Genomic DNA, 19,767 nt, shown 5'->3' with positions numbered 1-19,767 from the left:
ATATTAAATAATTACGTCTCCTTCTTATTAGGGGCTGTGGAAAAGAGGATAACTGCTTTCAGCCCTTTATTTATCAGTGTTTCAGGTTTTGAAATGTCTGTGGAACAGCTTTGAATCTGATGTGGAAGTACTGGTGATAACTTGTCTTTAAATACTTTTTTATTTCTAAAAAAAATGAATTATACCTGATTATCCACATCTTATCCGAAGGTTGTCCACATGTTATAAACATTATGCAGGATTGATTTTCTTCTTTATTATATTAATTGTATTAGATAAAGTTTCATCTGTTTTTAATTCTGCAGTAATTTTTTCAACTCCATATTTGACAGTAGAATGATCTTTACCTCCCAGAATGATACCAATTGCTTTTAAAGGTGTCTCAGTCATGGTACGAATCAGATACATGGTGATCTGCCGTGGATTTGCAATATCTGCATTACGTTTATTGCTCTTTAAATCAGCAATGGATACACCGAAGTGTTCAGATACAATATCCAGAATCAATTCTGGAGTTACTTCTCTATTATTAGAAGAAACAATGTCTTTTAATGCTTCTGCCGCCAGGGTAATATCGATTGGCCCGTTATTATTTAATTTGAAAAGAGCAATCAGTTTATTAAGTGAACCTTCCAGTTCACGGATATTTGTTTTTACATTTGTAGCAATGTATTCCAGAACATCACGTGGTATATTATATTTTTCCAGATGATCAAGTTCGATCTTCTTCTGGAGAATTGCCATACGTGTCTCATAATCTGGGGATGATATATCAGCAATCAATCCCCATTCAAAACGTGTGCGAAGTCGTGCCTCCAAGGTCTCGATATCTTTTGGAGGCTTATCGCTGGAGATAATGATCTGCTTTCCAGAAGTATGAAGATGATTAAAAGTGTGGAAGAATTCTTCCTGTGTACTTTCTTTTCCAATGATGAATTGAATATCATCAATTAACAAAACATCGTTATTGCGGTATTTGTCGCGGAATTTAGACATTGCAGATTCATTGCCTGCTGTTTTACCATTTTTCAATGCTTCGATCAGTTCATTTGTAAATGTCTCGCTAGTGACATATAATACCTTCTTTTTTGGATTTTTGTCTAAAATAAAGTGTGCAATCGAATGCATAAGATGAGTCTTTCCAAGTCCAACTCCTCCATATAAAAACAATGGGTTGTACACTTCGCCAGGAGATTCTGCTACTGCAAGTGAAGCTGCATGAGCAAAATTATTGTTACCTCCTACAACAAAAGTATCAAAAGTATATTTTGGATTCAGTCCTGCCTTTTCAGCAGCGGACTTTGTCTTCTTTTTATTTGTTGCTTCAATAGACATGCTTTGAATTTCATTCAATTTGTCATCATCTTCGGAGATGAACACAACTTCAAATTCAATACCGGTAATTTCAGCAATACAAACTTTCAACGGAAGAAGATATTTTTTTTCAATATATTCTACACTGGCATTCATATTTACCAAAATAAATACAGTATTATCGATGACATCATATACTTTCAGAGGTTGTATCCAAGTCGAGAATGATACGTTGGACAGTTCATGTTCTACTCTAAGATGTTCAATAATTTCAGGCCACTTTTCCTTCACAATGTTCATTACAATAAACTCCTAATTCTATCCAATTCGTGGTATTTTAAATAATAACCCACTCTTTACTATTCTACATCAAAATAGAGATTTAAGCAATCTTTAATCAGTGTGGATAACTTTATTCACAAGTTTAAAATGCAGATATTCGAGATAAAAATAAAAAAAATAAATGATATCCACACGTTATCCACTTAAAATCCACGTGTTATCCACATTTTGTGGATAAATTAATTTAGAAAAATCCAGGTTTTGCTTGACGTAGAGGCATTTTTTTAATATAATCAAAAATGATGTCTTTAGAAAAAAAGTGGGATTATTCCCTTATAAAATATAAGGAGGTGGATATCTATGAAAATGACATTCCAGCCAAAAAAGAGACAAAGAGCTAAAGTTCATGGATTTAGATCTAGAATGAGCACAGCAGGTGGAAGAAAAGTACTTGCAAGCAGAAGAGCAAAAGGAAGAAAGAGATTATCAGCGTAGGCCGCATATATGTGGCCTTTTCTTCTACAAAAATTGGGAGAATTAGTCAATGAAATATTCCGAATCATTGAAAAAAAATAAGGATTTTCAGAATGTTTATAAACATGGGATATCCTATGCAAATAAGTATCTGGTCATGTATGTACTAGATAATAAGACCAGTCAGAATCGATTAGGAATATCGGTAAGTAAAAAAGTAGGTAACAGTATAGTACGACACAGATTAACAAGATTAATCAGAGAAAGCTATAGATTACAAGAAGATAGATTCAAATGTGGATTTGATATAGTTGTGATAGCAAGAATAGGCGCTAAAGGTAAAAGTTATAAGGAAATTGACAGCGCAATGCTCCATTTGGGTCATCTTCATGAAATTATAGATTAGGGGTAACGTATTATGAAAAAGATTCTGTTAGGCTGTATTAAGTTCTATCAGAAGTATCTATCCGGGCTGAAAGGGTATTCTACCTGTATCTATTATCCAACTTGTTCTCAATATGCAGTAGAGGCAATTGAAAAATATGGTGCATTAAAAGGTGGACTCATGGCAGCATGGAGAATACTTCGTTGTAATCCGTTTGCCAAGGGTGGATACGACCCTGTTCCTTAAAAAAGAATTACAACAATAGGGAGGAAAAAATTATGACTGTGAGTTTACTGACTGCAGCGAATTGGCCGATTGTAGGTCAGATTTGCTGGCTGTTAGGTAAAGTTATGAACTTTATCTATACGATATTAGATAATGTTTTACCAAGCGACACTGGTTTAGTTGGTTTATCAATTATCATTTATACTGTTTTGGTATATACATGTATGATGCCTCTTACCATTAAGCAACAGAGAACGTCAAAGATGACTTCTGTAATGAATCCGGAGATTCAGGCAATTCAGAAAAAATATAGAAATAAAAAAGATCAGGCTTCTATGATGAAGCAACAGGAAGAAATCCAGCAGGTTTATGATAAATATGGAACCTCTATGACTGGTGGATGTCTTCCAATGTTAATCCAGATGCCATTGCTATTTGCTCTATATCCGGTCATCTATGATATTCAGAATTATGTACCTGCAATAAAGAATGCACCTGCAGCGGTAAATAGTTTCCTTACAATTCCTGATCTTACAATATCTCCGATCACAATGATCAAGAATAGTGGTTCTTATGCATTTCCCGCAGTTGTAATTATTATTACAGCAGTTGTATTGCCGGTATTGTCTGGATTGACACAGTTCGGAAGTATCAAATTATCACAGGCAATTTCAGGACAGCAGATGGATAAAGATAATCCGATGGCAGGTACTATGAATACAATGAATTATACAATGCCTATTTTCTCTGTATTCATGGTATTTACACTGGCATCAGGTATTGGTCTTTACTGGATTGTAAGTGCGGTTGTTCGTATGGTTCAGCAAGTATTTATTAATAAGCATCTTTCTAAAATGTCTGTAGAAGATCTGATTGAAAAAAATAAAGAGAAAGCAGAAAAGAAAAAAGCACAGAGAAGTGAAAAAGCCGAAAGAATTAATGCAATGGCACAGACAAATACCAGAGGTATCAAGGATTCTGCAAAACTCAATGTATCTGGTATGAGTGAGAAAGAAAAAGAAGAAAAGATCGCAAAAGCGAAAGCAAATGCAAATAATGCAAAGGCAGGAAGTCTTGCAGCAAAAGCAAATATGGTTAAGAAATTTAATGAAAATGATTAGGGGGCGGCTGTTATGGATTATATTACTGTATCAGCAAAAAATCTGGATGATGCAATTACAGAAGCATTAATTCAATTAGGTGTAACAAGTGATCAGTTAGATTATGAAGTTATTGAAAAAGGTAGTGCAGGTTTTTTAGGAATTGGAATGAAACAAGCTGTCATTAAGGCACGCAAAAAAGTTGTTGTTGAAGAAAAGAAAGAAATTGAAGAAGTAGAGATTCCAAAGGAAGAACCTGTGAAGGAATATCCAAAGAAAGAACCTAAGAAGAAGAACATTTCTAAGGATAGAAAAGAAAAGAAAGAAAAGAAAGAAAAGCATGATGAACCTGTAAAAGAATCTTCTGCAGCTGAGAGAAAAGAAGTTGAACTTGCCAAAATTGAACCTCAGACAATAGAAGCATGTGAGAAGTTTATCTATGATGTATTAAATGCAATGGATATGAAAGATGTAAAGGTTACATCTACTGTAGATGAAGAGGGAGCACTTTCTATTGATATGGAAGGAAGCAATATGGGAATTCTGATTGGAAAACGTGGACAGACTCTTGATTCCCTTCAATATTTGACAAATAGAGTTGCAAATAAGATGCAGGATGGATATGTAAGAGTAAAACTCGATACAGAAGATTATCGCAGAAGAAGAAAAGAAACTCTTGAAAATCTTGCAAAGAATATTGCAAGTAAAGTAAAGAGAACAAGAAGAACAGTTTCTTTGGAGCCTATGAATCCATATGAAAGAAGAATTATCCACTCAGCATTACAGTCTGATCCGGCTGTATCCACACATAGCGAGGGCGAGGAACCATATAGAAGAGTTGTAGTAACACTTGTACGTAGATAAATGATAGAAAGTAGGGGTTGAAAAATCCCTACTTTCTTATTCTATTCAAATAAAGATGATAATGGAGGAAACCATGAAAAATCAATATAATACAACAATAGCGGCAATTTCTACTGCTATGAGCAATTCAGGAATTGGAATTGTCAGAATGAGTGGTTCAGACTCTTTTGAGATTGCTGATAAGATTTATAAAGGAAAGAGAGATAAAAAGTTATCAGATCAAAAATCACATACAATTCATTATGGATACATTATGGATTGTGAAGATACTGTAGATGAAGTTCTCGTAATGTTAATGAGAGGACCTCATAGTTATACAGGAGAAGATACTGTAGAAATTAACTGTCATGGCGGTGTATATATTGTAAAAAGAATTCTTGAGATACTGATTAAAAATGGTGCAAGACCGGCTGAACCTGGAGAATTTACAAAAAGAGCATTTTTGAATGGAAGAATCGATCTTTCTCAGGCAGAAGCAGTAGGAGATCTGATTGTTTCTCAAAATGAATATGCTCTTCAAAGTTCTTTACATCAATTAAAAGGAAATTTAAAAGAGAAAATTAGTAATATAAGAAATGAAATAATTTACCACACAGCATTTATAGAGACGGCATTGGATGATCCTGAACATATCAGTGTAGATGGTTATGGCAAAAAACTTAAGATTGTTGTAGATAAGTTAATGAATGAAATCAAAGTATTATTAAATACGTGTGACGATGGGAGAATTATAAAAGAAGGCATACAGACTGTTATATTAGGTAAGCCAAATGCAGGAAAGTCTTCTTTATTAAATGTGTTAATTGGAGAAGACCGTGCAATCGTTACTGATATTGCAGGAACAACCAGAGATGTTCTGGAAGAACATATAAATCTGCAGGGGATATCTTTAAATATTATGGATACTGCAGGAATTAGAAGCACAAAAGATGTTGTTGAAAAAATTGGTGTAGAAAAAGCAAAAAGCTATGCAGATAAAGCGGATCTTATTCTATACGTAATTGATGCATCCTCTCCATTAGATAAAAATGATGAAGAAATTTTTGGTATAATACAGGATAAACCATCAATTATCTTGCTAAATAAGTCAGATTTAGATATGATAGTAACGGAAGAAAACGTGAAAAAAGCATATTTTGCAAGTAATCTTGCAAAAGAAAATAATTTTAAAGAAATTAAAAAGTTTACAACTCCTATAATAGAGGTATCTGCAAAGAATAACTTGGGAATTGAAAAACTTGAAGAAGTTTTAAAAAATATGTTTTTTGAAGGAAATCTTTCATTTAACGATGAGATTTATATTACAAATATCAGGCATAAGACAGCACTTCAGGATGCTTATGCATCTTTGCAGCGTGTGATAGAAAGTATTGATTTGGGGATGCCGGAAGATTTTTATTCTATTGATTTGTTAGATGCGTATGAGTCTCTTGGAAGTATAACTGGTGAAACGATAGGAGAGGATTTGGTTAATGAGATATTCAGCAAATTCTGCATGGGTAAATAATGATGAATATGATGTGGCAGTAATCGGTGCAGGACATGCAGGGTGCGAAGCTGCACTTGCCACAGCCAGACTTGGATTTCGAACAATAGTATTTACAGTTAGTGTTGACAGTATAGCATTGATGCCATGTAATCCTAATATAGGAGGAAGTTCTAAAGGACATCTTGTCAGAGAACTTGATGCTCTGGGAGGAGAAATGGGAAAAGTGATTGACCGTACTTTTATACAGTCAAAGATGCTCAATAAGTCTAAAGGACCCGCCGTACATTCTCTTCGTGCGCAGGCTGATAAAGCACATTATAGCAGAACGATGCGTCAGGTATTAGAAAATCAAGAGAATCTTGAAATTAAGCAGGCTGAAGTGGTCAATATATTAACGGAACATGGGAAGGTTACAGGCGTTCAGACATTTTCTGGTGCAATATATAATTGTAAAGCCATAATACTTTGTACCGGAACATATCTGAAAGCCCGATGTATATATGGAGATGTGAGTAATAATACTGGTCCTAATGGTCTTCAGGCTGCCAATTATCTGACAGATTGTCTGAAAGAATTAGGAATTAAGATGTATCGCTTTAAGACCGGAACACCTGCAAGAATTGATAAAAATACGGTTGATTTTAGCAAAATGGAAGAACAGGTAGGCGATGATAGAGTTGTACCATTTTCTTTTACTACGAATCCAGATGATGTACAGATAGATCAGGTCTCTTGTTGGTTGACTTATACGAATTCAAAGACGCACGAAATTATTCGTAATAATTTGGACAGATCTCCGTTATTTTCCGGGATGATTGAGGGTACAGGTCCCAGATATTGTCCTTCGATTGAAGATAAAGTTGTAAAATTTGCAGATAAAGAGAGACATCAGGTATTTATTGAGCCAGAAGGCCTGGAAACAAATGAAATGTATATCGGTGGAATGTCCAGTTCTTTACCGGAAGATGTTCAGTATGCGATGTATCGTACAGTTCCAGGTCTTGAAAATGTCCGAATTGTCAGAAATGCTTATGCAATAGAATATGATTGTATTGATGCAAGACAATTGAAACCATCATTAGAATTTCGAACAATTGAAGGATTATTTAGTGGTGGTCAGTTTAATGGAAGTTCAGGATATGAAGAAGCAGCAGCTCAGGGACTTGTTGCAGGAATCAATGCTGCAAGAAAATTGCAAGAAAAAGAACCTTTGATCTTAGACCGTTCAGAAGCCTATATTGGAGTGTTGATAGATGATCTGGTAACAAAAGAAAGCCATGAACCATATAGGATGATGACATCCAGAGCAGAATATCGTCTGTTGTTAAGACAGGATAATGCTGATCAGAGATTGACAAAAAAAGGATATGAGATTGGTCTGATATCAGAAGAAAGATATCAGAGACTTTTGAAAAAAGAAGAACTGATTCAATCAGAAATAGAAAGATTAAAGCATGCTAATATTGGAAATACAGATAAGGTACAGAAATTGTTAGAATCCTTTGGAAGTACACCATTAACATCAGGATCTTCACTTGCTGAATTGATTCGTCGTCCCGAATTATCTTATGAAGCTTTAAAGGAAATAGATGTTAACAGACCAGAACTTCCTGTTGATCTTAAAGAAGAAGTAATTGAGCAAGTAAATATTTCTTTAAAATATGATGGATATATTAGCAGACAAAAAAAACAAGTAGAGCAATTTAAAAAACTTGAAAATAAAAAAATCCCAGAAGATATTGATTACGATGCAGTGAAGAGTCTTAGAATTGAAGCTGTACAAAAATTAAAAGAGTATCGTCCAATTTCCATTGGACAGGCATCTCGTATATCAGGAGTATCCCCGGCAGATATATCAGTACTATTAGTATATCTCAGTGGAGGGCATTAGATAACATATTGGAGCAGGGCATGAATCAATTATTAGAAATTAAATTAAAAGAATTAAATATTCAGATTAATGAAATACAAAAGAAACAGTTTGATACATTTTATTCTATGCTGGTAGAATGGAATAAAGTAATGAATCTTACAGGAATCACAGAATATGAAGAGGTTATAGAAAAACATTTTGTAGACAGTCTTTCCATTGTAAATATTTTTGATTTGTCTGAGATAAATACTGTAATTGATGTTGGAACCGGTGCCGGATTTCCGGGAATTCCACTTAAAATTGCATTTTCTCATTTAAAAATTACACTTTTGGATTCTCTGAATAAACGTATTAATTTTTTAGATTCTGTGATAGATGAATTAAAGCTTGATGGTATATATACAATTCATGGTAGAGCAGAAGACTTTGCAAAAAAAGATGATTATCGAGAAAGATATGATTTGTGTGTATCAAGAGCAGTTGCTAATCTATCTACGTTGTCAGAATATTGTCTGCCATATATACGTGTAGGGGGTATGTTTATTTCTTATAAATCAGGTGATGTTGATGATGAAGTATTAGAATCCAAAAAAGCAATTTCAATACTTGGCGGAAAACTTGATAATGTGGTAAAATTTCAGCTTCCGGGAACTGATATTAATCGTTCTTTTATAAAAATAGAAAAAATAAAGAATACAGGAAAAAAATATCCCCGAAAAGCTGGTTTGCCTTCAAAAGAACCTTTAAAATAACAAGTTTATGTTTGTTTGGCAGAAAAAGCTCTGTATGAATTTGTCATACAGAGCTTTTTCTTATAGTTTTCTTATAATTTATTTTAGTTATGCGGATTAAAAATCATCTTCTAAAAAGATTTTTACTTGATCTATAAATTCTTTACTTCTTTCTAATTGAGGAAGATAATTTGATTTATCGATATATATAGATTCTATAGAAGGTAATATATTTTCATATTCTTTTGATATACTTTCACTTTCATCTCTTTCTTTCCCGTTAATGATATAAATGCTATTTGTTAATTTTTCTAAACAATGTTTTAGATTTACAGTTGTATAATGTCCAACAAGACTTGCAAATAAGTACTTAGAAGAAGAGACGCTCGAATGGGCAGTTTCATAATATGTATTTATTAAACTGCTTTCAACATTGTGAAAGTCATAGAAAAACTTGTTATGAAATAAATCTTCGATATCTTTTTTCTTAGTCAGCATATTATATAAGAATGTTCCGATAACAGGAAAATTAATTAATTTAGCAAGAATTTTTGTGCGTTTACTTGGAATTCTTTCAAGTGTATTCAATGTTAATGGATTTACCATTAATATCTTATCGATAATTGATTGGTTATTCTGACAGGCTGCAATCGTAATTGCAGCAGATTCCCCAGTTGCTATTATATCTGTTTTACTTCCGATAACATGTTTAATAAAATCATCAATTAATTGTACATATAAATAATTAGTATATGTAAGGTTAGGTTTATCAGAACGTCCACATCCTAATAAATCTATACAATAGACGGTATTATTCTTAGATAATTCTGAAATTATATCATGCCATTCGTATCCTGAACTATAAGTATTCAAATCATGAATAAGAAGTAAAGGTTTACCATGGCCCTTTGCAGTATAATAAACTTTACCAAATTTCCATTCATAATATGAACCAGATGGGTTACTCAACAAATTATCTAATGTTGCAGAAAAGTATATTATTTTATTTATCATATGTATTGCAGCTGTAGACGCACTAATTAACGTTATGCCTGTAGCAAGTTTTCTTTTCCAACCCATAATTACACCTCATTAATTATAAAAGTTTATTTTTACTATATTTATTATACTACAGATTAAAAGTAGTGTAAATGTTTCACGTGAAACATAAAATTTAATAATGTTCTGTTAGTGATTTTTTGTTGAAAGAATTATGTAGCAATAATTATAATAAAAGAAAAAATGGATTAGTTTAGTTAAAGTAATAGTTTATATAGATACGAGTATTGATGAACAAAAATATGATTATAAAAATTTTAATTAACAAGACTATTATTAGCCTTTTAACTTTTGTATATGATATGTACTTTTATATACTTTATGGTCATACTTGATTTAAACTGGCTTAATTCTTTAATATAATTTCTAGAAATCAGCTAGTCTTATAGTTAGTCAATGTAATTTAGTAGAATATATTAAAATATAAAATAGATAAAAAGAGACAAAATCATTTGAATTAAGTTTATCTTTTATTAAAAAAACCAGAATAAATACATACATTATATAATTGTAATTTATATATATGATGTCAGGGTCAAAAGGTCTGAACCCGCATGAGCTTGCTCATAAGTAAGTGAAAGGCCTTGAGACCTGCCCCGATGTGAGCATAAAAGTGGGATGTATATTCCACGATATGCGAATATTGGGGCGGATTGTGGGAGTGCGTAGCACGGAATAATCCGTAATCATCATAGTGGGGTTAAACCCCACTATCTATATATAGGTTAAATAGAATATAAAAAAATAAATATAATTTTTTTGTTGATTGGTATAATTATAAAGTTATATATGATTATAGATAAAAATAAATTTCACATTTTGCTTTAATACAAAATTATAAATTAAAATTTGTTTCACGTGAAACAATAAAAACTAATATAGAGTAAATGTTTCACGTGAAACATTTATAAGAAAGCAAATATAAATAAGAATATGATTAACTATATGCTACTTTTAATATATAATTCAATAAAATAAAAATTAACAAAAATGAAATGTTTCACGTGAAACATTTATAAAAAATATAAAATATGCAAATCGAAATAAACATTCTATGGATAACTTGTTTAAAAAGTGATATACTAGAAACATCCTGAAAGAAAGGTGATTAACAGATGGGACGAATTATAGCAATTGCTAACCAAAAAGGTGGAGTCGGAAAGACTACAACTGCAATTAATTTATCTGCCTGCCTTGCCGAAAAGGGTCAAAAAGTTCTTGCCATTGATATGGATCCACAGGGAAATATGTCAAGTGGATTAGGATTAGATAAAAATTCTGTGGAAAAGACAATATATGACTTGATAATAGGTGAATCTGAAGTAGAAGAAGTATTACAGAAAAATGCTTTGGAAAATCTGGATATACTTCCTGCAAATGTGGATTTGTCAGCGGCAGAAATTGAATTAATAGGAATTGATGAAAAAGAGTATATTGTAAAAAAAGCTATCGAAAAGATAAAAGATGCCTATGATTATGTAATTATTGACTGTCCGCCATCATTGAGTATGTTAACCATTAATGCAATGACTACAGCAGATTCAGTATTAGTACCTATTCAATGTGAGTATTATGCATTGGAAGGATTAAGTCAATTAATACATACAGTAGAGTTAGTAAAGGAAAGACTTAATCCAGTTCTAGAGATAGAAGGCGTAGTATTTACAATGTATGATGCAAGAACAAATTTATCATTACAGGTCGTAGAAAATGTAAAGGACAATTTACAGCAGAATATATATAAGACAATAATTCCTAGAAATATAAGACTTGCAGAAGCACCAAGTTATGGAATGCCAATCAACCAGTATGATGCAAAATCAGCAGGAGCAGATAGTTATAGGAGACTTGCTGATGAAGTGATGAATAGAGGACAGGAATAAATGTATAGGGGAGAATGATATGGCAGTAAAGAAAAAGGGATTAGGAAAGGGACTTGACAGTCTGATTCCAGATAACAGAAGTGTAAAGCCAGCCGAAACAGAATCAGGACCCAAAAAGGATACCATATCTGATGTTAAATCAGGCGAGCAAATGATGAAAATCAATATGGTAGAACCAAACCGAGACCAGCCAAGAAAGAATTTTGAAGAAGATGCATTATTAGAACTGGCAGATTCAATTAAACAATTCGGCGTGTTGCAGCCACTTTTGGTAAGAAAAAGAAAAGATTATTATGAAATTATCGCCGGGGAAAGAAGATGGAGAGCTGCTAAACTTGCGGGCATAAAAGAAGTACCGGTAATAGTGAAAGATTATACAGAACAAGAAATTGTTGAAATTGGATTGATTGAAAATATACAAAGAGAAAATTTAAATCCAATTGAAGAAGCAATGGCGTTCAAAAGACTTTTGGAAGAGTTTAATCTGAAGCAAGATGAAGTCGCAGAACGAGTATCTAAAAGTAGAACCGCAGTAACCAATTCAATGCGACTTTTAAAATTAAATGAAAAAGTCCAACAAATGATCATAGATGATATGATAACAACTGGACACGCAAGAGCACTTTTGGCTATTGATGATAAAGAACAGCAATATATTTTGGCAAATAAGATTTTTGATGAAAAACTAAGTGTACGTGAGACAGAAAAATTAATTAAAGATATTAAAAATCCAAAAAAACCAAAAGAAAAGAAAATTGTTGAGAATGATTTTATATACAATGATCTGGCCGAAAAAATGAAAGAAGTGATGGGAACAAAAGTAAACATCTCATCAAAAGGGAATGGTAAGGGGAAAATAGAAATAGAATATTATTCTGATAAAGAATTAGAACGTATGTTCGAAATGATAATGAGCATAAAAAGGGGAGAATAAAATATGGAAAGTAAGATACTGAAAGCACTGGGAATTGATCCAGCATTCATACTTATCTTCTTATTAATTTTAATTATTGTTCTATTCGTGTTATATGTGAATGTTACATTAAAATATAATAGATTAAAAAGTAGTTATAACACGTTTATGAAGGGGAAAGATGGAAAGACTCTTGAAGAGAGTATGAAAGAAAGAGTAGAAGAAATAGAATCTATTCTTAAAGTAACAAAACAAAATCGTATGGAAATTAAAGAAATCAACAAAAAAATAGATAGAAATTATCAAAAAGTTGGAATTGTAAAATACGATGCGTTTAATGAGATGGGCGGTAAATTAAGCTTTGCGTTAGCAATGTTAGATGGAAACAATAGTGGTTGGGTCATCAATGCAATGCACAGTAGAGAAGGATGTTATACCTATGTAAAGGAAATCCTAAAGGGTGAGAGCTATGTCGAGTTAGCTGAAGAAGAGGCAGAAGCATTAGATAAAGCAATCTTCGAAAACTATGATATGGATATCAAAGATATAAAGAATAAATAATTCAACATACGAAAAATGAGGAGGAAATGAACATGTTAGACATTAAATTTGTAAGAATGAATCCAGATGTTGTAAAGGAAAACATCAAAAAGAAATTTCAGGATGAAAAATTACCACTGGTTGATGAAGTATTAGAATTAGATCAGAAAAACAGAGATATTAAGCAAGAAGTAGAAGCACTCCGTGCTGACAGAAATAAGATTTCAAAAGAAATCGGTGCATGTATGGCACAGGGCAAAAAAGAAGAAGCAGAAGAATTAAAGAAAAAAGTTCAGGAGAATGCTGACAGAGTAGAAAGTTTGTCTGCAGAAGAAAAAGAAGTAGAAGCAAAGATAAAGAAAATCATGATGACAATTCCAAATATCATCGATCCATCTGTACCAATTGGAAAAGATGACAGTCAGAATGTTGAAATTGAAAAGTATGGTGAGCCTGTGGTTCCAGATTTCGAGATTCCATATCACACAGAGATTATGGAAAGCTTTAATGGAATTGATCTTGAAAGTGCAGGAAGAGTAGCAGGTAATGGATTCTATTATCTGATGGGTGATATTGCGAGACTTCATTCTGCAGTTCTTGCTTATGCGCGTGACTTTATGATTGGACGTGGATTCACATATTGCATTCCTCCATTTATGATCAGAAGTAATGTTGTGACAGGTGTTATGAGTTTCGCTGAAATGGATGCCATGATGTATAAGATTGAAGGTGAAGACCTGTATCTGATTGGAACCAGTGAACATTCTATGATCGGAAAATTTATTGACACAATGTTGACAGAAGATCAGCTTCCTCAGACATTGACTAGCTATTCACCATGTTTCCGTAAAGAAAAAGGAGCACATGGAATTGAAGAACGTGGAGTATACAGGATTCACCAGTTTGAAAAACAGGAAATGATCGTAGTATGTAAGCCAGAAGAAAGTAAGATGTGGTATGACAAATTATGGCAGAATACTGTAGATCTGTTCCGTTCTATGGATATTCCGGTACGTACTTTGGAATGCTGTTCTGGTGACCTTGCAGATTTGAAAGTAAAATCTTGTGATGTCGAAGCATGGTCTCCAAGACAGAAGAAATACTTTGAAGTAGGAAGCTGTTCAAATCTTGGTGATGCACAGGCAAGAAGACTTGGTATCCGCGTAAAAGGAGCAGATGGAAAATACTTTGCCCATACTCTCAATAATACAGTTGCAGCTCCACCGAGAATGTTAATTGCATTCCTGGAAAATAATCTTCAGGCAGATGGAACAGTAAGAATACCGGAAGTACTTAGACCATATATGGGTGGAACAGAAAAACTGATACCTAAGAAATAGTATTTGTAAGGAAATAATATGCATCAATATCTGAAAGCTATTGGATTTGGAAACATCAGCAGTAAAAAAGAACTGAATAAGATTCTTACACAAGTTGAAAATTCATTTACCCAGCATAATCTGATCGGACAGGATGAAGAAACTGATTTCTGTGAATATGAAAAAAAATATGGTGCGGGGATGGGAATTGCCCTGTGTGGTGATATGAATGTCGATGAATCATTTGAAAGACAATATTATTATCCATACTTTTTTGGAACAGGAATTACATCATATGCCGATGTGTGTATAGAGAAACGAATGGACAAAGAAGCATATGTTGGAATCTGTGAAGATGTAAAGATAGGGATTAACTTAATCTTTCATCTGCAAAATACAATAGAATACATGAAAGAAAGACAGATGTCAAAAAAAGGAATTAAGTATACATCCGTTACATTATCTGGACTTTCCACCGGAGGCACAATATTGCTTCCGGTGTTGAAAGATAAAGAACAAGAAAGAAGACAACAAGAAGAAGTTCATAACAGAATGTTGCTTGTAAGCGCTGCGAAAAGTGGAGATCCTTCGGCAATCGAAAGTCTTACAATGGATGATATTGATACATACTCGAAAGTATCAAGGCGTCTGGCATCGGAAGATGTATTCAGTATTGTAGACACATATATCATGCCACATGGCATTGAGTGTGATCATTATGCAATCTTAGGTGAGATATTAGAATTGCAGCAGATCATTAATGAAGAAACACAAGAACAGATTTATGTAATGAAATTAGAAGTTAATGGGTTGAATTTTGACATCTGTGTTCCGGTAAAAGAAGTGATAGGGGAACCGGCGGTTGGCAGAAGATTCAAAGGAAATGTGTGGATGCAGGGTAGAATAAACTTTTAATTGGGGACGTAGACTTTTTTAAAAAGTCTACGTCCCCAATTAAAAAATGTGGTGTACCTAAACGTAAAATACCCTGTACCCAACCAACACTTGATTTTCTTTTCTGTAAATGTTAGAATATGAAAAGTGCAAATGTTCTCTTAGTTAAATGGATATAACAAGTGCCTCCTAAGGAAGGAGCTTGACTGCGACCTTTGAGTTTAGAAAAAATGACTCAGTAGTTCGAATCCAGCAAGGGACACATGATAATAGCTTGCCACCAAAGGGTAGCGTTTCATTGTCAAAAGATGATACAATTCATCCGGAAGGCATTAAACAATAGAATAACCGGAGTCCGAGCCGGAACTTGTGAAGGGCTGAAAAAGCCTGTAAATAAGCCAAAAATCGGGCATGTCGTCATAGCTCAGCTGGATAGAGCACTCGCCTCCTAAGGTTGCGTTACAACGGCCACCTCAAAAAAAACTAAATAAGGGATTGCAGTTCGACTTTGATCGGGCTATAATCATATATCAGACACGTCCATATAGCTCAGCTGGATAGAGCACACGCCTCCTAAGAAGGAGCCGCGGCTGAACCCTGAGGGAAAACAGAAAAAAGAACTTGGAGTTCGAATCGATTCTGGAAGAGACAAAATTAACAACGAAGCTTTCCCCATTCAGGCGGATGCTCTACTGTTAATAAAATGAATAATCTGATGATATCCAGCTAATCAAAATTAGCTGAAAATCATAAAACGGTTACCGAACCAAAGTGCTGAAAACCCAGTGTTTAAGCCAAAAATCGGTAATGTCCTCTTAGTTTAACGGATAAAACAAGCGCCTCCTAAGCGCTAGCTGTGGGTTCGATTCCCGCAGGGGACGGTTACAAATAAAGCGGTAATGATTAGCAGAAAATGCTATGTCATGAACCGCTTTTTTGTTTTCAATGAGATGAAAAAAAGCAGGTCGGGAATGAATTTCCAGCTAATTTGAAGTGATTTTCGTTAGCTGGCAGCTAATTAAAAATACTGTTTTGCAAACGGGAAAATTTGAACTTCCTGCTAACATCGGGGTTCGTTCCCGTTGAAACCTCAGATCGGGGATGTAAAACAGGGTAAAATGGAGTAAAATCCCTCGCTGAAAGGAACTTCTGCAAACATCCATTAGCTGAAACAATAGAATATTTCATTAGCTGTAGCTAATGCAAACGGGATGCTCGTTTGGATCAGATTCAAATATAAGAATCTAATCTAAACGGGCATTTTTTGATGCAACAGGGGAGCAATAGATTCTGATGACTGTGCTTGCACAAAGGAAGAAGAATCTATTAGCGACCCGCAAGAACATGAGTATGGAGCATGATAATGCGAAATACGAATGTTCTCAGGATTGTGGAAGCGTAAGCGGAACAATCCGTGTTGCAGCAAATGTTGTTTGGATTACAGGAAAAGGAGGAGTTCAATGGCAGAAAAAGAAAACGAATCAAACAGGCTGTTTGAGGATGAAAAAGTCATAGAAATTGAGATTGAAAGACTCAGATCTTTTAAAGACCATCCATTTAAAGTGACTGACGATAAAGAAATGCATCTCCTGAAGGACAGTATCAAACAGTATGGTGTATTGAATCCGCTGATCGTAAGGCCAGTGCCGGATGGAGTATATGAAATTATCTCAGGCCACAGAAGAAAATATGCGGCTCAGCAGCTTGGATATCGAAAAGTACCGGTGATTATACGAGTTATGAACGATGAAGAAGCCATTATTAAAATGGTAGATGCTAATCTGCAAAGAGAACGGATCAGTTACAGTGAAAAAGCATTTGCATACAAAATGAAAAATGATGCTATGAAAAGAACTGCCGGAAGACCGCGTAGTCAAATTGACCACAATTTAAAAGGAAAAAGAACAGTGGAAATTATCTCAGAAGAAACAGGTGAAAGTCCAAAGCAGGTGCAAAGATATATTACTCTTACAAACCTGATTCCGGAGCTTTTACAACAGTTAGATGATGAACTTATTTCCTTCAATCCGGCTGTCGAACTGGCAGCTTTAAAAGAAAATGAGCAAAAAGAATTGATCGAGGCAATGGATTATGCCCAGTCTGTCCCTTCTCTCTCTCAGGCACAAAGGATGAAGAAACTGAGTAAAGAAGGAAAACTATCTTTGGAAAAGATGCAGGATATTTTGAGTGAGATAAAAAAAGGGGAAATATCCCGAGTCACATTTACAAATGAACAGCTTCACAGATATTTTCCCAACAACTATACACCGGAAATGATGAAGCGTGAAATCGTAGCAATCTTAAAAATATGGATGGAACAATATTGGGACAAATAAGAAACGGAGGAATGAAGAATGTGTAAAGTAATCGCTGTTACAAATCAGAAAGGCGGGGTCGGAAAGACAACGACAACAGTAAACTTAGGGATCGGCCTGGCGAAAGAAGGGAAAAAGGTGCTTTTGATTGATGCGGATCCCCAGGGAAGCCTGACAGCCAGTCTGGGGTATGTGGAACCGGATGATCTTGGTACTACTCTGGCAACAATCATGCTGGCAGTTATTAATGAGGAAGAAATAAAACCGGAGGATGGAATTCTTCATCATGAAGAGAATGTGGATCTGTTACCGGCAAATATTGAATTATCGGCCCTGGAAGTAACCCTGGGAAATGTGATGAGCCGGGAAATGATCATGAAAGATTATATCGAAATGATGAGAGAACGATACGATTATATTCTGATTGACTGTATGCCCAGCCTTGGAATGATGACAATCAATGCTCTTGTTGCTTCGGATGCAGTTCTGATTCCGGTACAGGCAGCATATCTGCCGGTGAAAGGTCTCCAACAGCTGATCAAAACAATTTCCATGGTAAAGAAAAGACTGAACCGGAAATTGCAGATCATGGGAATTCTTCTGACCATGGTGGATTTCCGAACAAATTATGCAAAGGATATTTCAACGATGCTCCATGTTACATACGGATCAAAGATAACAATTTTTGAAAATGTAATACCATTATCCGTAAAAGCGGCAGAAACAAGTGCAGAGGGAATAAGTATTTATGCTCACTGCCCAAGGAGTAAAGTATCCATTGCATATAAGAGTCTTACACAGGAGGTTTTGGAAAATGAAAAATAGAAGCGGCGTGAAAATTAAATTAACAAGCATCGACGAATTACTGGGTGTTGTAAATGAAGAATCAGCTATGGAGATTGAGATTGATAAAATAAAGTCCTTTTCAGGTCATCCATTTAAAGTAATTGATGATGAGAAAATGCAGGATCTCATAGAAAGCATCAGTGAATCTGGAGTTCTGACTCCAGTCCTGATCCGTCCGGATCGAAATGATGGATATGAAATGATCTCCGGCCATCGTCGGATGCATGCGGCACAGAAGGCGGGGTTAATAACAATACCGGCAATTGTCAGAGAAATGACGGATGATGAAGCTGTTATTGCCATGGTAGATGCAAACATCCAAAGAGAAGAACTGCTTCCGAGTGAAAAGGCATTCGCTTATAAGATGAAGCTAGAAGCAATGAAAAGGCAAGGAAGTAGAACTGATTTAACTTTGTCTCAAAATGAGACGAAGTTGCGATCTGATGAGATATTAAGCAAGCAAGTAGGTGAAAGTAGAGCGCAGGTTCAAAGATACATCCGCTTGACAGAACTTATCCCAGATTTACTGGAATTGGTAGACAAGAAACGTCTGAACTTTACCATTGCTGTTGATATATCATATATTCCACCGGATGTACAGAAATGGATTTATGAATATATCTGTGACAATGGATTTATCAAACCGAACCAAATTGCAGCTTTAAGAAATTATCTTGGACAAGGACCGGTTACCCAGAGTCTGATGATCAGTATTCTGAATAGCCATATTCCGGTAAAGGCTCCGGCAAGAAAGGTAACTTTGAATGAAAAGAAGCTGACGAAATATTTTCCAAAGAATTATACATCGGAAGACGTAGAGAAAGTGATTGAATCATTATTGGAGAAATGGAAACAGGAACAGGAGGTAATGTGATGGATTTTAAATATATGTATGGAAAACAGGCGGATCAGTATTCTTTTATACATATTCCAAAGATGCTGGTTACTGAAAAAATATTTACGGGAATTACCATTCATGCAAAAGTTCTCTACGGTCTTCTTTTAGACCGTATGGGAATGGCGGTGAAGAATAAATGGGTCGATGAAAGAAACCGGATGTATGTTGTTTATCCGATTCAGGAAATCCAGAAAGACATGGGAGTAACCAGAAAAAAAGCAAGGGAATGTCTGACAGAGCTTGAAAATGCCGGACTTATAGAAAAGCATTTTAGAGGCATGGGGCTGCCAAGCATTTATTACGTAAAAGACTTTGCGGTAGCGTGAGTAAGAAATGTCCATTATGGAACTACTACCGCAGGAA

General features: G+C 34.6%; 20 protein-coding genes and 1 tRNA gene. 19 read left to right on the top strand and 2 right to left on the bottom strand.

All coding sequences use genetic code 11. The features are described from left to right. Positions 1-231: 231 nt before the first annotated feature. Positions 232-1,614, bottom strand: coding sequence for a chromosomal replication initiator protein DnaA (dnaA, locus tag ACQRD1_RS09485; RefSeq protein WP_235234054.1), 1,383 nt, complete (start codon positions 1,612-1,614; stop codon positions 232-234). Positions 1,615-1,956: 342 nt separating this feature from the next. On the opposite strand from dnaA, the gene rpmH reads away from it, so the two are divergent. From rpmH to rsmG, 8 genes are all read left to right on the top strand, one after another. Further along, on the top strand, positions 1,957-2,091 hold the full coding sequence (gene rpmH, locus ACQRD1_RS09480) for a 50S ribosomal protein L34 (RefSeq protein WP_004607108.1): 135 nt from the start codon (positions 1,957-1,959) through the stop codon (positions 2,089-2,091). Positions 2,092-2,140: 49 nt separating this feature from the next. Continuing rightward, entirely contained in the window at positions 2,141-2,476 is a 336-nt protein-coding gene (rnpA, locus tag ACQRD1_RS09475; protein WP_235234056.1) for a ribonuclease P protein component, read from the top strand. Positions 2,477-2,488: 12 nt separating this feature from the next. Next, a complete protein-coding gene (gene yidD, locus ACQRD1_RS09470; protein ID WP_235234058.1) occupies positions 2,489-2,701 on the top strand; it encodes a membrane protein insertion efficiency factor YidD in 213 nt (70 codons plus the stop codon). A gap of 32 nt (positions 2,702-2,733) precedes the next feature. Beyond that, positions 2,734-3,801, top strand: a complete 1,068-nt coding sequence (locus ACQRD1_RS09465) for a YidC/Oxa1 family membrane protein insertase (protein WP_235234060.1) — start codon at positions 2,734-2,736, stop codon at positions 3,799-3,801. 12 nt (positions 3,802-3,813) lie between these two features. Beyond that, positions 3,814-4,644 carry an RNA-binding cell elongation regulator Jag/EloR gene (jag, locus tag ACQRD1_RS09460; RefSeq protein ID WP_235234062.1) on the top strand — a complete coding sequence of 277 codons (831 nt, stop codon included), beginning with the start codon at positions 3,814-3,816 and terminating at the stop codon, positions 4,642-4,644. A 73-nt stretch (positions 4,645-4,717) separates the two neighbouring features. Next, the gene (gene mnmE, locus ACQRD1_RS09455; RefSeq protein WP_235234064.1) at positions 4,718-6,151 is read left to right on the top strand and encodes a tRNA uridine-5-carboxymethylaminomethyl(34) synthesis GTPase MnmE; all 1,434 of its coding nucleotides are present in this window, start codon (positions 4,718-4,720) and stop codon (positions 6,149-6,151) included. Continuing rightward, positions 6,117-8,024 (top strand): tRNA uridine-5-carboxymethylaminomethyl(34) synthesis enzyme MnmG, encoded by a 1,908-nt coding sequence (gene mnmG / locus ACQRD1_RS09450; protein ID WP_235234066.1) that lies wholly within the window; start codon positions 6,117-6,119, stop codon positions 8,022-8,024. Before mnmE ends, mnmG begins: the two co-directional genes overlap by 35 nt. A 20-nt stretch (positions 8,025-8,044) precedes the next feature. Next, entirely contained in the window at positions 8,045-8,758 is a 714-nt protein-coding gene (rsmG, locus tag ACQRD1_RS09445; RefSeq protein WP_235234068.1) for a 16S rRNA (guanine(527)-N(7))-methyltransferase RsmG, read from the top strand. Positions 8,759-8,854: 96 nt separating this feature from the next. Here the strand turns inward: rsmG and ACQRD1_RS09440 are convergent, their stop codons facing one another. Beyond that, complete coding sequence (locus ACQRD1_RS09440) at positions 8,855-9,817, bottom strand: alpha/beta fold hydrolase (protein ID WP_427787392.1); 963 nt, start codon at positions 9,815-9,817, stop codon at positions 8,855-8,857. 1,094 nt (positions 9,818-10,911) lie between these two features. Between ACQRD1_RS09440 and ACQRD1_RS09435 the strand changes: the two genes are divergently transcribed. From ACQRD1_RS09435 to ACQRD1_RS09385, 11 genes are all read left to right on the top strand, one after another. Continuing rightward, a complete protein-coding gene (locus tag ACQRD1_RS09435; protein ID WP_235234325.1) occupies positions 10,912-11,679 on the top strand; it encodes a ParA family protein in 768 nt (255 codons plus the stop codon). Positions 11,680-11,698: 19 nt separating this feature from the next. Then, positions 11,699-12,613, top strand: coding sequence for a ParB/RepB/Spo0J family partition protein (locus tag ACQRD1_RS09430; protein ID WP_347376708.1), 915 nt, complete (start codon positions 11,699-11,701; stop codon positions 12,611-12,613). Positions 12,614-12,616: 3 nt separating this feature from the next. Next, positions 12,617-13,153, top strand: coding sequence for a DUF4446 family protein (locus tag ACQRD1_RS09425; protein WP_235232780.1), 537 nt, complete (start codon positions 12,617-12,619; stop codon positions 13,151-13,153). Between the two features lie 32 nt (positions 13,154-13,185). Continuing rightward, positions 13,186-14,472 carry a serine--tRNA ligase gene (gene serS / locus ACQRD1_RS09420; RefSeq protein WP_235232781.1) on the top strand — a complete coding sequence of 429 codons (1,287 nt, stop codon included), beginning with the start codon at positions 13,186-13,188 and terminating at the stop codon, positions 14,470-14,472. A gap of 18 nt (positions 14,473-14,490) precedes the next feature. Then, on the top strand, positions 14,491-15,366 hold the full coding sequence (locus ACQRD1_RS09415; RefSeq protein ID WP_235232782.1) for a DUF3881 family protein: 876 nt from the start codon (positions 14,491-14,493) through the stop codon (positions 15,364-15,366). 788 nt (positions 15,367-16,154) lie between these two features. Then, a tRNA-Arg gene (locus tag ACQRD1_RS09410) sits at positions 16,155-16,226 on the top strand. 412 nt (positions 16,227-16,638) lie between these two features. After that, positions 16,639-16,860 carry a hypothetical protein gene (locus ACQRD1_RS09405; RefSeq protein ID WP_427787390.1) on the top strand — a complete coding sequence of 74 codons (222 nt, stop codon included), beginning with the start codon at positions 16,639-16,641 and terminating at the stop codon, positions 16,858-16,860. Beyond that, on the top strand, positions 16,806-17,681 hold the full coding sequence (locus ACQRD1_RS09400; protein WP_427787388.1) for a ParB/RepB/Spo0J family partition protein: 876 nt from the start codon (positions 16,806-16,808) through the stop codon (positions 17,679-17,681). The genes ACQRD1_RS09405 and ACQRD1_RS09400 overlap by 55 nt, the downstream gene beginning before the upstream one ends. 18 nt (positions 17,682-17,699) lie before the next feature. Beyond that, positions 17,700-18,485 carry a ParA family protein gene (locus ACQRD1_RS09395; RefSeq protein WP_427787387.1) on the top strand — a complete coding sequence of 262 codons (786 nt, stop codon included), beginning with the start codon at positions 17,700-17,702 and terminating at the stop codon, positions 18,483-18,485. Next, positions 18,475-19,380, top strand: a complete 906-nt coding sequence (locus ACQRD1_RS09390) for a ParB/RepB/Spo0J family partition protein (protein ID WP_427787385.1) — start codon at positions 18,475-18,477, stop codon at positions 19,378-19,380. The genes ACQRD1_RS09395 and ACQRD1_RS09390 overlap by 11 nt, the downstream gene beginning before the upstream one ends. After that, on the top strand, positions 19,380-19,730 hold the full coding sequence (locus ACQRD1_RS09385) for a replication initiator protein A (RefSeq protein ID WP_154432768.1): 351 nt from the start codon (positions 19,380-19,382) through the stop codon (positions 19,728-19,730). Before ACQRD1_RS09390 ends, ACQRD1_RS09385 begins: the two co-directional genes overlap by 1 nt. The last annotated feature ends 37 nt before the right edge of the window (positions 19,731-19,767 follow it).

It is taken from the genome of Bariatricus sp. SGI.019 (assembly GCF_050315235.1).
In the GTDB taxonomy this organism is placed as follows: domain Bacteria; phylum Bacillota; class Clostridia; order Lachnospirales; family Lachnospiraceae; genus JAFBIX01.
The sequence above is the reverse complement of the archived record's forward strand: the minus strand, read 5'-3'. Positions and strand labels throughout refer to the sequence as shown.